The following is a 13,226-nucleotide window of genomic DNA, read 5'->3' as shown; positions in this document are numbered from 1 at the left end:
ATTATATGATTACACCAAAAAGTATGACTGTTGAAAGGTTAGAAGATTTAAAAATTATTTATATCCGCTTCAGAGGAAGTTACTCCGCCTTTAGAAAACAAAGCCGCAAAATGTTTCATCAATTATTTGCATTTGCTACTGAAAATGACTTGATTGTTCCTGATAAGACAAAGGTGTTAACTATTTATGATGACAATCCTTTTATCACGCAAGATAAAAATTTAAGAACCAGTGTTGTTATGACCATTCCCGCTGATAAACCAATTGAAGAAAGTGGTGAGATCACGATTTCCAATATCTCTGGAAAATTTATGGTGGGACGTTTTGAAATATCTGCTAAAGAGTACGGTGATGCTTGGCAATACATGTATCAAGAGTGGTTATTTAAGCATCCAGATCAAATCCGTGATGCTGTTCCCTTTGAACTATACGTGACTGAGCCAGCCAAAAATTATAAAGATAAAAGTTTGACTGATATTTATATCCCTATAAAAAACTAGGCAATATTTTAGAGAATTGGTACACTTAATAGAGATAAATATTAGGGAGGGGAAAACATGAAAAAGATTTTATTGTTGGTAGGCAGTTTGGCACTGACTGCGACGGTAGCATTAAGTTTCTCAGACACCAGTCACGCAGTAAATCAAGGACAATTGATGCAACGTCTGTACAATCACAATACTGGGGAACATTTTTACACCAAAAGTATCGAAGAGCGGAATTATCTAATGAGTGCAGGCTGGTGGACTGAGGGAATTGGTTGGACCGCACCTGATAGTGGTGATGAAGTTTATCGTTTATATAATGCCAATGCGGCAGATCATCATTATACTTTAAATGCCAGTGAAAGAGATAGTTTAGTCAAAGCTGGCTGGAAATATGAAGGTGTCGGCTGGTATTCTGATACAAATCAAGGAGAAGCCGTTTATCGCGCCTACAATCCCAACGCAATCTCTGGCTCTCACAACTATACAGTCAGTTTAGCAGAACAAAATAATTTAATAAATGCTGGTTGGCATAACGAAAATATTGGTTGGTATGGTCTTAAAGTTGATAACTCTGAGCCTAGTTCTTATCAGTATAAAGATGGCAAACAATTAGCAGCAAAAGTAGTCATAAAAACAGTCCAAGATAACAACGGCAATATCAATAATTACCTTAACAACGTCTGGGAGTTTAGCTTTGATCAAAATATTCCTCTTGAAATTTGGTACACAGGGGTCTATCTTCCACAAAATGTAACTGTTGTCTCCGCCTCACCTTTAGCCGGTGGTACCTTTGTTTATCACAATAATGGAGACGGTACGGTAACGGTTTATCCAGTGCCCACTCACTTTCAAGATCTTGATTGGGATGATCCAGTCAAAGGAAAACAAATGGCAAACGAAATTATTAACAAAGCCTATGTTATTGATATTAGAGGTGTTTCTGATAATCTAGCGAATCGAGTAGCCGCTCTGATGGATTAGTAGAAGACGAAACCACGACTGATCAGTCGTGGTTTCTCCATCTATTCTATAGATCATTTACGAATAAAAACTGTGGCACTCATACCTAACAGCACATCTTTATCAGGATTAAAACTTACTTGGACTTCATAATAAGTAGCATTTTGCTGTTCCTCACCAATCGCTGAAATGTATTCAATTTTCCCTTCGTATTGCTCATCGGGTTGACTATCTAACTCAATATCAACTGCATCCCCCACTCTAATTTGGGCTAAATCTACCTCATCTGCTTCTACTAACAATTCTTTTTGAGAATCATCCATCAATATCGCTAACGGTTCTCCTGCTTGAATTGGTTGGTCTTCAGTAACTGAAATATTTGTTACCACACCGGCACTTTTAGCATTCATCTGAGCCGTTTCTTCTCCAGAATTAATTTGGAAAAGTAGGTCATTCAAATTAACTTCTTGTCCATTATTTAAATCAAATCCATTAATTGTTCCACTAATTGGTGCAAATAAAGTATAAGATTTGGCGGCCGTTACTTTACCAAACATACTAGTTTTTATTGTAGGTTCGGAAGCCGTTGTTTTATTTTCAGATTTATCTTGGGAACAGCCAGTTATTATTAGGCCTAAAACGCCTAATAGTATAATTAATTTGATAATTTTTTTCATTATCTATCTCCCTTTCTTCGAAAAAAAATTTACTCGATACTTTTTAGCGCAGAAACCATATCAATCGATGCGACTTTACGTGCCAATATCATTTGAATACCTAACGAAAATATAAATGTGATGAGACAGGACCATAATATATTCAAGGGTGAAAATGCCACACTAATCACAAAATCATCTGGCTCAGCTACTTTTAATGCCAAATTAGCCAATAAAATCCCTGGAAGTATCCCGAGTAATACACCAACTAAACTGAGAATACTGTTTTCTCGAATGATTAAGCTCCTGATTTCACGATTGTGATAACCTAAAACCTTCAACGTCGCAAACTCACGTGTTCTCTCTACGAAATTTAGGATACCCATGTTATAAATCACGACAAAAGCCAACAATAAAGCAAAAACGCCTAATAAAAATATCACACCTCGCATACTATCCATCAAAGTCAAAGTTTCAGCTATTTGAGTCTCGACTGTTGACCATCTAGCAATTGTTTTTGTGCGCTCAAGATAAGCTGCAATATCTTTTTTGGGTCCTTTGATTAATAACGAAGTAGGAACGAAATCACCCTTCCCACTTTTATCCCATAAACTTCGAGACATAAAAATACCTTGTCCAGTACCAAAAGATGCGAAATCTGCAATAAAAGTATTTAGCGGCTTTGTATCACCAGGCAAAGTAAGCGCTACTTTTTCTCCTCGTGAAAGACCAATAGTTTCGGCTAACTTTTCAGTAATCACAAGCCCTTCTTTCGGTAAATTCGAACTATCTTCAGAGAAATGAATTAAACTCTGTTGATTGTCAACGACCGTCATATTTACCATACGACTAGTATCTTCAGCGGCTAAGCTGACTGGTTTCTCCATAATCCCTTCAATTTTTTTTGCCGGTACGCGTTTTTGATAAGATTCAATTGAACCAGGATTTGGTTCTAACTGTGCTTTGATATCATAGGTATAAGTTTCCCCGTAATAGACATCCACTAAATGACGAAAACTATTTTCCATTCCAAAGGCACTGATCAATAAAGCCGTACAACTTAAAATCCCAAACAATGCCATAAAACTTCGCGTTTTCGCCCGAAACATATTACGACTAATTAGTTTCCCGTTAAAGGACATTTTCTTCCAAAGATGACGGAATCGTTCCAGCAATATTCGTTCTCCAGATTTTGGTGGTTTTGGTCGTAGTAACTCAGCAGCAGTTTCTTTCAATTGTTGACGACAAGCGAAAAAACAAATGCCAACTGCTAAGCCAATTGAGAGCAAACAAACAAATATCGATAGCATGGAAATCGGTGCGCTATAATGTTGCGGCATTGTGAAAGTGCCTGCTTCTGCTTGCCACAATATTTTTGCTACTAATGTTTTACCGATAAATAAACCTAAAACGCCACCGATTAAAGATGGAAAAAAGCCATAACTTAAATAATGAAAATACAATTTCTTTTTGCTATAACCTATAGCTTTTAATATACCCATCTGCGAACGCTGATTGTCCACCATTCTTGAAATAGTTGTTAAGACCACTAAAGCGGCGACCATAAAAAAGAGAACCGGAAATACATAGGAAAAAGAACGAAATTGAGAAACTTCTGACAATACCGTATCGGTACTACGATGCGCAGATCGATCACGAACCATACTCCCAGGAAAAACTTTTTCAATTTGATGTTTTACACTTTCACTTTTTACACCATCTTCCAACATGACCAATACTTCATTTGCAGGTAAATTGAGAGCCTGCTGATTTACGTACATATAGCCAAACACTTTCGGATTCGGCACAATGTCGTTAGTACTCATAATATATTCAGGGCTCTGAATCAATCCGGTGATCAAAAAATCAATTTCCATATTTCCAAAGCTGCATTTTACCGTATCACCTACCGTTAATCCTTGTGCCTCAGCGAATTTTTTTTCCATCAATCCCGCTCTTGCATCGTTTTTTGCTAGTCTTTTCCCAGTCAGCACCGTAGGTTGACTAAGATTGATTGCTCCTTCAAAACCATTTAACAAAATCGTGGGCTCATTAGTTAAATCTTGCGCAGTCGCTTCATAACTCGAACGAACTTGCGTGGTTTTAACGCCATCAATTTGGTTTAGTCTTGAAACAGTTGCTTGATCGACAGTTGAAAAAGAGACCCACAAATCTGGTAGTTTTTGTTCGCGGAAATTCTTGTTTAAAGAAACTTCAATATCTCGCCAACCAGCATCTAACCCCGCAAACACCATTACACCTAACGCACTCAAAAGAATAATCGACAAAAACTGCCATTTTGCTGCCCACATGTCTCGCAAGAGTTTTTTTGTCAGCATTTTTTTTACCATGCAATCTCCTCCACCGATACAGGATTGGGATTTATTTCCACTTGATCAATCCGACCATTTTTCATTCGAATCACGCGATTAGCAATTGGTGCTACTTGAGCATTATGAGTAATAATCGCGACAGTCGTATTGAAATTGTCACTTAAATCTTTCAAAGTTTTCAGCACTTGCGCACCTGTTTCAGAATCCAACGCGCCAGTTGGCTCATCACACAACAACAGCGTTGGGTTTTTGCATAATGCCCGCGCAATTGAAACTCTTTGCTGCTCCCCTCCTGACAACTGGGCTGGAAAATTATCCATCCGATCTTCCAGACCCACCCGAGCTAAAACTTTCCTTGGCTCTAAAGCATTCTGGCTGACTTGACGAGCCAACTCTACATTTTCTAAAGCAGTTAAACTAGGCATTAAATTGTAAAACTGGAAAACAAAACCGACCTCCACTCTGCGATACTCAGTTAGCTCATATTCATCTAATTGATCAATTCGTTGACCTGCCACCAAAATTTCTCCGCTGGTCACCATATCCATACCACCTAATAAATTTAAGATTGTCGTTTTACCAGCACCACTTGGCCCCAGTACAACACATAATTCTCCTTTACTAATTTCAAAAGAAACCTCATCAGCCGCCTTCACTACTTGCGTCCCAACATCATAATGCCGACTGACATTTTTTAATTGAATAAATGACATTTTTTCTCCTTTCTAACAAACAAAAAGAGCCAATAACTTCAAGGATTTTCTCCTTTTTGTTATCGGCTCTGCGTCTTAGCGTCCGGCTCTTTAATTACGGTAACCTGATATTCTTTTACATTTACCACACTTTCACCTTTACACCTCGGGCAAAAAAGTGGAAAGTTTTTAACGATTGTATTGGCATAAATCTTATTTCGCGTCTTGGCTTTACAGATGGGACAATGCAGCCAATTATCTTTAACGAGCATCAACTTTCCCTCCTACAACTCCAAATAATTTAACAATCCATCTAACATTACTTCCACCGTTGCATCAATATAATCAACAAACAATAACTCTTTATGACTCACCCCGAAAAAAATAATATGAATATAATTTTGGATAATAAAAGGATTCTTTTCTCCTAAACTTAACTTGGCAATAATTTTTTGATAATTATTGATTTCCATTTTTTCTATTTCAGCAAAGCTATCCTTAGAATGACGGGCTAGGAAATTTTCAACTTCTTGCCGTTCCTTCAACAAAAACCGTTGCTTCGGATCATTCATCAAAGCTAAGAAAAATCGTTTAATTTGTGCTCTTTTTTCACTAGCAGATAATTTCCCGATTACCTCAATCAATTGATTTACCTCTGCAAAACCTTCTTCGTGAATTTGAAAAATTAACTGATACAAAAAATCATCTTTAGAAGAAAAATAATTGTAGAAACTTCCTTTTGCCACGCCAGCATCTTTGACAATATCATCGACACTCACACGACTAATGCCATAGCGAAAACTCAATTCTTTTCCATGTTTTAACAACAATTGTCGTTGCATCTCTTTTTCTTGCTCCGTTAAACTCCTAGGCATTTTTCCCCTCCTAAAACATAATGACTTTAATGACTAATTTATTATTTAAAGTCATTATATCTTTTTTGATAGAATTAGTAAAGTTTTCCATGAAAAAAAATCACCAATTTCTTGGTGAACGGAAAATGATTCGTTTAAATTTATATCTCTTACGTCCAAATCTAAAACTGATTCATGCTACCATAATTTGAATGATAAAAACTATTCAATTCTACCGATTATCAATCTTTGCAGCTTCCTGATTAGTTCTTCTAGCGATTTTGGATAATATATTGGTGAACCTTTTTTCAAGATAAATGACGCTAAAAAAATATGAATTTCTGTTATGACATTATCTACATTTTTTCCAATTAAAAAAGGTGCTAAAGAAACGGATATTTTTCGCTTCTTTGGCACCTTTTTAGCTTTGTAAGTATTTAACAATCTCATCTTTAGTTAATTTTCTTACTTCTGTATTCGGAAAAACTAGATAGGTCTCTTCTTGAAATAAGGTCGCCATAGAAGATGATTGCTTATTATTTTTTTCTAAGTAATTCATAAAATCCCTTTTAGTTGGGAAAATTTTATAGGATTTTCTACCTGTTTGGCTAATGATTTCGTAAATTCCACAATTATGTTTTTCCGAAAAATCTGCCGCTCTAAGATAGAGCTTTGCAATTTCCAATGATTTAAAGGGAAAATTCCAACGGGCTAAATTTCTTTTTGAATCTTTAGCTATGCATATACATCTACCACAAGTACCGCAGATGTATTGCATATGTTCACTCAAACAAGCTTCTTTATTTAGTATCGGTGTTGCGCGATTATCACTGCTATAACATTCTGGACATGCTTTCATATCAATCCCTCCTATTAATTTTATTGTAATAGCAACAACTGTTTTTGCAACAAAAAATCTAACGCTTTTGTCACATTCGTCAAGTTCTATTGTATTTATTATTATCAAGCGTAGGCTATTACCAAGGAGATGATTTGTATGTCTGAAGAAAAAGTGACTGCGATGATGAACAATTTAAGTGTTGCTTATGGTGATGAAGAAATGAAAAAATATCCTGAAATACAAAAAATGCTACTTGATTCAGCAAAAGAGTTAGAAAAATCTGGTGATTCAAAATTGATTGCTGCTAGACTTTCTTACGATATTCCAAAATATTTCCTAGGTCATAAAAATGATTGTCCTAAAGCGCTAATAACTTTATATTATCAAATCGCTTCTGATGCTAATAAGTATAAAGGAGTAGCCTTGAGCGCAATGATGTTACCGTTGTGGTTTTAAGACTTCCTACTAGAAAAAACCTACAGAAACAGTTTTTTTGAACCGTTAGAAGAGAAAAAGAGAAAAAGAGAAAAAGAGAAAAAGAGAAAAAGAGAAAAAGAGAAAAAGAGAAAAAGCCGTCCTTCGACGGCTTTTTTTCGTGTCAGTATCAATCAAAGATAGTTGCTTTATTTTCATCTTTTAAATATTCAAAAATAGTTTTAATCTGTGCTTCCGTATTTCTTTCCGTCGATAATTTGGGCAAATGAGCTTCATCAAAAAAAGCTACCGCCAATAAGCTCACATTGAATGAAAGCTTTGTAGACATAATAAGCCGACTCGGGATGCTCATGTTTGGCTTTATCCATCAATGCTAAGAATTTAGTCGCTTGAACATCATAGCCCGATTCTTCCTTAACTTCTTTCACTGCGACTTCGCTCGGCGATAAGCCAATGCCCTCCCAGCCGCCTGGTAATGCCCAAGATTCATCGGTTTCTTCTTTAACCATCAATAATTTATTGTCACGAAAGATAACAGCTCGAATATCAATTTTTGGTGTAGCATAACCAGATTCATTAGCAAATAAATTTTTGATTTTTGATTGCTCTAAATCTGTTTGTTGTGTCATCATATCGATGCTGATTTCACGAATTGCTTGAAACCGTTCAATATCATATTTATCTTTCGAGTAAGTCAGTCCTGCCTGTGCAATCGCTTGTAATTTTTGCGCCCAATCTAACCATCTAGTTGTCATTCTTATCATCCTATCTGATTTCTCTTTTATTCCGCCACCTATAATTCTGAGGTCCACTTCCACATCAACTCATAGCACTTCTCTGATTTTTTTCCAAACTATCTGCTTGTTGTGTAACTAGTAAATTAGCTACTAAAAATATCTTTTTTAATCACAGTAAGAAGGAATAATGCGGTTTTTTAATCTCTATCAAAAATCTAACTCCAATTTTATTTTCTTTCCCTTCCTACTTGCTCGACCCCAATCATTTACACATTTTATAGCTACAAACTCATTTTTATTATACCTAATTAATTGAAATTTTTAATAAAAATTCCGATTTATATGAGATTCGATTCACGGTAAAAATTTAAACTAAATCCTATCGAAAAGAGGTTTTTATAATGACTCACCAGCAAAATGTCCAAAATTATTTAATTGCTGGATTACTCAGGATTTTTCGCAGTTGACAGATTATTTCCATGAAGAAATTATCTACAGAGAATGCTATGGTCCGATTTATATGGGCTTATCAGAAATAAAACGATGGATTGCAGATATGTTAAAAAAAAAACTGTGCTGGAATGGAAAATCTATCGAATCTTGGAAGTAGCACCAGATATTTTTGTTGTTGAATGGTTTTTTCACGCCAAAGAAGCCACGGAATATGAATTTGATGGCGTATCAATTATCGAATTTTCAACAGATAAAATAATTAAGCTCAGTGAGTTTGAAGCCAAACATCAGACTTAGCGTCCTTATAAAATGATTAATAATCTTTATGATAAAGAAGACAAAAAAATCGACAGCTATTATAGAGAAAGCCGTAGCATTTCTACATAATAACTGTCGATTTAACTATCCGTGAGGTTAGCTCAGCTTAATCTTCAATTTTTTGAAGTTTAGAATAACTGATGACTGTTTTATTAGTTAGTTGTTCATAGTCGTTACCACCAGTGCGATCAAAAATAACAATCGCTGAATTAGTCAACAAGCGTTCAATAACAACCTTCTCAGATTTATTTCCGTCCACACTCAAAACAATTTCACCAATATAAAATTTTTCCCCTAAAGCAGAGGGAACGGGTGTCGAAATGCCAAAACTTTGTGCCATGATTATTTTCCTCCTTCATTTAAAAAAAAAGAAGACCGCTGTGGGTCTCCACCGAAAAATTAGTCTTTAATGATATTTGTTGCTTGAAGTCCACGTTGTCCTTCTTCAATGTCGAAAGAAACCGATTGACCTTCTTCTAAAGTTTTAAAGCCTTGATCTTGGATTGCTGAGAAATGAGCGAATAAATCATTGCCATCTTCACCAGTAATAAATCCAAAACCCTTATCAGCGTTAAACCATTTTACAGTACCTTTATTCATATATAATTACCTCCAGTTACACATCTAAGTGTTTATTTGCAATAGAATCTTAAAGTGTAAGAAAGAAGCATTAAAATAATTATTTAATGATGACCTACATTCACAATGAAACTTTACTACTTTCCCACCTTAACAGCTGTCACTGTCACTTACAAGTTAAAAGTGAGAAAAGTATGAAAAGAACCTATCATATATTAATATTGATCCAATGATATTAATCTTTTAGGATATCCTTGACTTTTGATAAATGTTATATTGAATAAACACTTATGGGGTGAATAGCGTTAAAAAAACGATAATCACTGTCGTAAACAGTTGCCATCAAACTTTTTCAAAAGATCGAACAATTTTGGCTTTAATTTCTTCGATATCGCTTGTGTAAATATCTTTGAAAGCAATCGATAAACCTTGATTCTTAATAGCCTGATCTAGATATATTTGATCATTTTCATGGAAAACATATAAATCGGCAGACGGTAAATCTGTTTGATTAACATCGTAGCTGACAAAATCTACCTCAATATCTGGAGAAAGTGCCATCTTTAATGCCGCTTGAAAATGTCTCCCGCTTAACTGATTCATATTTAAAAATCGCCCTACGACTACTTTGCCATCAGCATTAATTGAATAGATCCAAACAACTTTTTTCATCATTTTTCCTCCTCAAATAATGACTCTATGGTTTTATTATAACAGATCTGATAAGGCTAAAAACTCCCATCCGCTCATTTATAACTAGCAAAAAAGCCGTGGCAGCAATTGATCCCACTGCCTTTTAAATACTAATTTATTATGAAAACTGTTTACTTATCTTGGAAACTAACTTTTAAAAAGATGTCTAATAAATATCAACTTCTAAGTCCCATTGTTCTTTCAATTCAAGAATACCTTTGTCAGTGAGTATAACCGCTCGAGTATTTTTATCTTTCACAATCCAACCATTTTCTAAAAAAAGTTGATAGATTGCATGGCCAACTGCACCTGAAATATGATAATCTCTCTCACTCCAATCTAAGCAAATGTGGCAAAACAATCTTTTTTGTTGCGATAACTTTATCAAATCAATCTTTTGATTTTCTAAAAAAATCTTCCCTTTTTCAGTTAGCTTGGCTGATTTTCCTGAACAATTTAAATAATCTTTTTTTATTAAAAATTGGGTCACCGAGACACCCAACTTTCCAGCTAGATGATCATAACAAGTTCTTGCTTGAGTCATTTTTTCAGATGCTATTTTTTTACTTAAATAGTTTTCTGGTTCTGGTGCTGTGATACCGCAAACAGATTCATAAAATGCTGCAAAGTTTTCATCGATTAGTTTGTAATAATGGAAGCGACCATGTTTTTCCATCATTACTATATTCAGTGATAACATATTTTTCAAATGGTAACTTGCAGTATGAGGTTTAATTTTTGCTGCTTTTGCAATTTCGTTCACTGTATGGAACTTTCCACTCATTAACAAATTAATCATCGCAATTTTTGAGTCTTCCATAATTATTTGTGCATATTTTTTTGTGTTTTTACTATTCACCGTTCATTCCTCCCTTGGTTAAATTCCATATATCGAACGCTATAGATTTGTTTATATTGTATCTTAATATTATTCAATAGAGGAGGAAAATTCATGACAAGACGAATCTTAAATACAGAAAAACTTTACTACGGCTTTCCTATTATTGTTCTGGGGTATAAGGATGAAAAGTTTGGCTATAACTTTACATCCTGCAGTTCATCCTACAGTTTAGATAACCAACTAGTAATTGGTCTAGGAAGCCAATCTAATGCTGCGAAGCAGATAGAAAAATCTGGTTGCTTTACTTTAAATGTCCCCTCAGAAAACTATTTGGAGCAAATAAAAATAGGGGGATTCAACAGTGGTACTGACAAATTCAATCTAGCTAATTCTTTTCATTATGAACTATCAAAAAAGATTGATGCACCAATAATCTCAGAATCTATGATCACATTGGAATGTCACTTAATAGAAATAAAAAATATTGGTGAAATTAGCCATCTCTTCGCTACGGTACATCAATGGCTAGTCGAAGATAACCTAGTTGAAAACGAGCATTTACTTTCAGAACAAGTAGTACCAGTTTTTTATATGGGAGATAGTCATAAACGACTTTTCAGGTATTCAAGAAAAATGGATTTCCAATAAAAAATAGTTTCTTTAGTATCAAGAATAATAATTTTTGATACTATTTTTACTGTCTCCATGTTTAAATTCTTAATCGAATAATACTTAACTTCTTTGTGTCGCAAAATAAGTACCATTTAAAAAAAATACAAAAAATAGGCGGCTAAGAATCTTAAAAAAAAGCACAAAGAACTGCGCTTTTTATCTAAGAGAAACATATAAAACGAAAACAAAAAAGATCAAAAACTTTTTCAGTTTTTGATCTTACACAATGATTTTATTTGTGTGTTGAAATTTTATCCTTCAAAATTAGTGAAGTAATCATCAATTTTTTTCATTTCATCATCATCATATTTAGCATATTTTCCAACTTCGTGTAAAATATGTTTAATTTCATGAATTGCTTTTTTTTCTGCATACCATTTCTTAAATTCATGTTTCTTAGTAGTGTCTTCATTAAGTGAATTAAGTTTATCCAATTCACCATCTAATCTAACTACTGTATCAGCAATATTATTCAACACATTTTCTTCTTTTTTTTCGTAATCTGCCATAATAAACACCGCTTTCTTTATTTATAATTTTATGATACGCCTAAATATATTTTACGTCCAATCATAACCATTTTTATATAATAGTCATATTAAATTACCATAAAGTTTGGCTGATTTTACTTGAAAAAACACAATTCGAGTAACTCTCCTCAAAATTTATCATTTTTGCGATTGACACCATTTTTTAGGAGCAAAAACCACAAATTGCTTATGTCTCTTTCATTTTTAAATAAATTTTGGAAAGCATCTATTTTTAGATAAAAGACGATTTATTCCAAATAGAATTCTTAGTATACAAATTAAGATTGATTTATCTATTTAAAATACTCGTTTGCGATTTCGTATGAAAAAGGATTTTTAAGCAACTCATCGAAATCATTCTTTTTAATCTTTTTAGCTAGCTCAATATTCTCACTATATATATATCTAACTGGAGAAGAACCTAAACTTATTCTTTGTACACCCATTTTTTTTAATTCATTGAGGTCATGAAACTGATTATTCAAAATAATGTTAAGTGGGGCAGATATTTCTGTTAAAATATTTTTCACCACCTGTTTACTTAAAGCACCAGGGATAAAAATACAGTCTGCTCCAGCTTTTGAAAATGCATTTCCTCGTTCAATCGCAATCTCTAACCTTTTCTCTTCATCTGCCACCTGTAACCAGTAGGCACAAGTTCGAGCATTTATAACAAAATCAATCTCCAGCTCTTGTTTTAATTCCACTAGCCCTTCAATCTTTTCAAGCTGTAATTCTAAGGAGGACAATGTTCCGTCAGGCATACCATCCTCAATATTGAAACCAACGGCTCCGGCTTGAACTAATTTTTTGGCATTTTCTTTTACCACTGCTTTTGTTTCTCCGTATCCCCGTTCAAAATCTACTGAAAGAGGTACATCTATGCGATTAGATATCTTATTCACAACTTCTAGTAGGTCTTCAAATGAAATGTCTTCCCCATCTGAATAACCTAAATCGTATGCGACTCCAGCACTAGACGTTGCAACAGCCTGAAATCCTTCTTTTTCAAAAACAACTGCACTACCAACATTCCAGACGTTAGGCAAAATAAACATTTCCCCATTTTTATGCATTTCTGAAAATATTCTAGCTTGTTTTCTTTGTTTCTTCATATCCATAGTTTTACCTCGCTAAATATTTA

18 protein-coding genes are annotated in these 13,226 nt (G+C 34.3%); 5 read left to right on the top strand and 13 right to left on the bottom strand.

Annotation, left to right across the window (positions count from 1 at the left end; genetic code table 11):
- Positions 1-5: 5 nt before the first annotated feature.
- Both ACVWNY_RS16025 and ACVWNY_RS16020 read left to right on the top strand, forming a co-directional pair.
- On the top strand, positions 6-500 hold the full coding sequence (locus ACVWNY_RS16025) for an AraC family transcriptional regulator (RefSeq protein WP_454071957.1): 495 nt from the start codon (positions 6-8) through the stop codon (positions 498-500).
- 57 nt (positions 501-557) lie between these two features.
- Positions 558-1,469, top strand: a complete 912-nt coding sequence (locus ACVWNY_RS16020; RefSeq protein ID WP_454071956.1) for a YdeJ family lipoprotein — start codon at positions 558-560, stop codon at positions 1,467-1,469.
- 53 nt (positions 1,470-1,522) lie between these two features.
- Here ACVWNY_RS16020 and ACVWNY_RS16015 read toward each other — a convergent pair whose 3' ends face one another.
- From ACVWNY_RS16015 to ACVWNY_RS15990, 6 genes are all read right to left on the bottom strand, one after another.
- Positions 1,523-2,125, bottom strand: a complete 603-nt coding sequence (locus tag ACVWNY_RS16015; protein ID WP_454071955.1) for an HlyD family secretion protein — start codon at positions 2,123-2,125, stop codon at positions 1,523-1,525.
- 29 nt (positions 2,126-2,154) lie between these two features.
- Positions 2,155-4,455: an ABC transporter permease gene (locus ACVWNY_RS16010; RefSeq protein WP_454071954.1), complete on the bottom strand. Its 2,301-nt coding sequence runs from the start codon at positions 4,453-4,455 to the stop codon at positions 2,155-2,157.
- Positions 4,449-5,150: an ABC transporter ATP-binding protein gene (locus ACVWNY_RS16005; protein ID WP_454071953.1), complete on the bottom strand. Its 702-nt coding sequence runs from the start codon at positions 5,148-5,150 to the stop codon at positions 4,449-4,451. The genes ACVWNY_RS16010 and ACVWNY_RS16005 overlap by 7 nt, the downstream gene beginning before the upstream one ends.
- A gap of 59 nt (positions 5,151-5,209) precedes the next feature.
- Complete coding sequence (locus ACVWNY_RS16000; RefSeq protein ID WP_218325594.1) at positions 5,210-5,401, bottom strand: cysteine-rich KTR domain-containing protein; 192 nt, start codon at positions 5,399-5,401, stop codon at positions 5,210-5,212.
- Positions 5,402-5,413: 12 nt separating this feature from the next.
- Positions 5,414-6,004 carry a TetR/AcrR family transcriptional regulator gene (locus ACVWNY_RS15995; RefSeq protein WP_454071952.1) on the bottom strand — a complete coding sequence of 197 codons (591 nt, stop codon included), beginning with the start codon at positions 6,002-6,004 and terminating at the stop codon, positions 5,414-5,416.
- 400 nt (positions 6,005-6,404) lie between these two features.
- Positions 6,405-6,842 (bottom strand): hypothetical protein, encoded by a 438-nt coding sequence (locus ACVWNY_RS15990; RefSeq protein WP_454071951.1) that lies wholly within the window; start codon positions 6,840-6,842, stop codon positions 6,405-6,407.
- A gap of 138 nt (positions 6,843-6,980) precedes the next feature.
- On the opposite strand from ACVWNY_RS15990, the gene ACVWNY_RS15985 reads away from it, so the two are divergent.
- The gene (locus ACVWNY_RS15985; protein WP_454071950.1) at positions 6,981-7,280 is read left to right on the top strand and encodes a bacteriocin immunity protein; all 300 of its coding nucleotides are present in this window, start codon (positions 6,981-6,983) and stop codon (positions 7,278-7,280) included.
- A 254-nt stretch (positions 7,281-7,534) separates the two neighbouring features.
- Here ACVWNY_RS15985 and ACVWNY_RS15980 read toward each other — a convergent pair whose 3' ends face one another.
- Entirely contained in the window at positions 7,535-8,014 is a 480-nt protein-coding gene (locus tag ACVWNY_RS15980) for an NUDIX hydrolase (RefSeq protein WP_461211749.1), read from the bottom strand.
- Between the two features lie 525 nt (positions 8,015-8,539).
- On the opposite strand from ACVWNY_RS15980, the gene ACVWNY_RS15975 reads away from it, so the two are divergent.
- Complete coding sequence (locus tag ACVWNY_RS15975; RefSeq protein WP_454071949.1) at positions 8,540-8,746, top strand: hypothetical protein; 207 nt, start codon at positions 8,540-8,542, stop codon at positions 8,744-8,746.
- A 127-nt stretch (positions 8,747-8,873) separates the two neighbouring features.
- Here the strand turns inward: ACVWNY_RS15975 and ACVWNY_RS15970 are convergent, their stop codons facing one another.
- The 4 genes from ACVWNY_RS15970 to ACVWNY_RS15955 all read right to left on the bottom strand — a co-directional run bounded on the left by ACVWNY_RS15970 (position 8,874) and on the right by ACVWNY_RS15955 (position 10,898).
- Positions 8,874-9,107 (bottom strand): hypothetical protein, encoded by a 234-nt coding sequence (locus ACVWNY_RS15970; protein ID WP_218325589.1) that lies wholly within the window; start codon positions 9,105-9,107, stop codon positions 8,874-8,876.
- A 59-nt stretch (positions 9,108-9,166) separates the two neighbouring features.
- Positions 9,167-9,367 (bottom strand): cold-shock protein, encoded by a 201-nt coding sequence (locus ACVWNY_RS15965; RefSeq protein WP_438720853.1) that lies wholly within the window; start codon positions 9,365-9,367, stop codon positions 9,167-9,169.
- Between the two features lie 321 nt (positions 9,368-9,688).
- The gene (locus ACVWNY_RS15960) at positions 9,689-10,018 is read right to left on the bottom strand and encodes a hypothetical protein (RefSeq protein WP_454071948.1); all 330 of its coding nucleotides are present in this window, start codon (positions 10,016-10,018) and stop codon (positions 9,689-9,691) included.
- 187 nt (positions 10,019-10,205) lie between these two features.
- Positions 10,206-10,898 (bottom strand): ArsR/SmtB family transcription factor, encoded by a 693-nt coding sequence (locus ACVWNY_RS15955; RefSeq protein ID WP_454071947.1) that lies wholly within the window; start codon positions 10,896-10,898, stop codon positions 10,206-10,208.
- 93 nt (positions 10,899-10,991) lie between these two features.
- On the opposite strand from ACVWNY_RS15955, the gene ACVWNY_RS15950 reads away from it, so the two are divergent.
- Complete coding sequence (locus ACVWNY_RS15950) at positions 10,992-11,528, top strand: flavin reductase family protein (RefSeq protein WP_454071946.1); 537 nt, start codon at positions 10,992-10,994, stop codon at positions 11,526-11,528.
- Positions 11,529-11,803: 275 nt separating this feature from the next.
- Here the strand turns inward: ACVWNY_RS15950 and ACVWNY_RS15945 are convergent, their stop codons facing one another.
- Both ACVWNY_RS15945 and ACVWNY_RS15940 read right to left on the bottom strand, forming a co-directional pair.
- Positions 11,804-12,061: a hypothetical protein gene (locus ACVWNY_RS15945; protein ID WP_218325587.1), complete on the bottom strand. Its 258-nt coding sequence runs from the start codon at positions 12,059-12,061 to the stop codon at positions 11,804-11,806.
- A 314-nt stretch (positions 12,062-12,375) separates the two neighbouring features.
- Positions 12,376-13,203 carry an isocitrate lyase/PEP mutase family protein gene (locus tag ACVWNY_RS15940; protein ID WP_454071945.1) on the bottom strand — a complete coding sequence of 276 codons (828 nt, stop codon included), beginning with the start codon at positions 13,201-13,203 and terminating at the stop codon, positions 12,376-12,378.
- Positions 13,204-13,226 lie beyond the last annotated feature (23 nt).

The organism is Enterococcus sp. JNUCC 77 (assembly GCF_054819945.1).
This window is presented reverse-complemented; position numbering and strand designations above follow the sequence as displayed.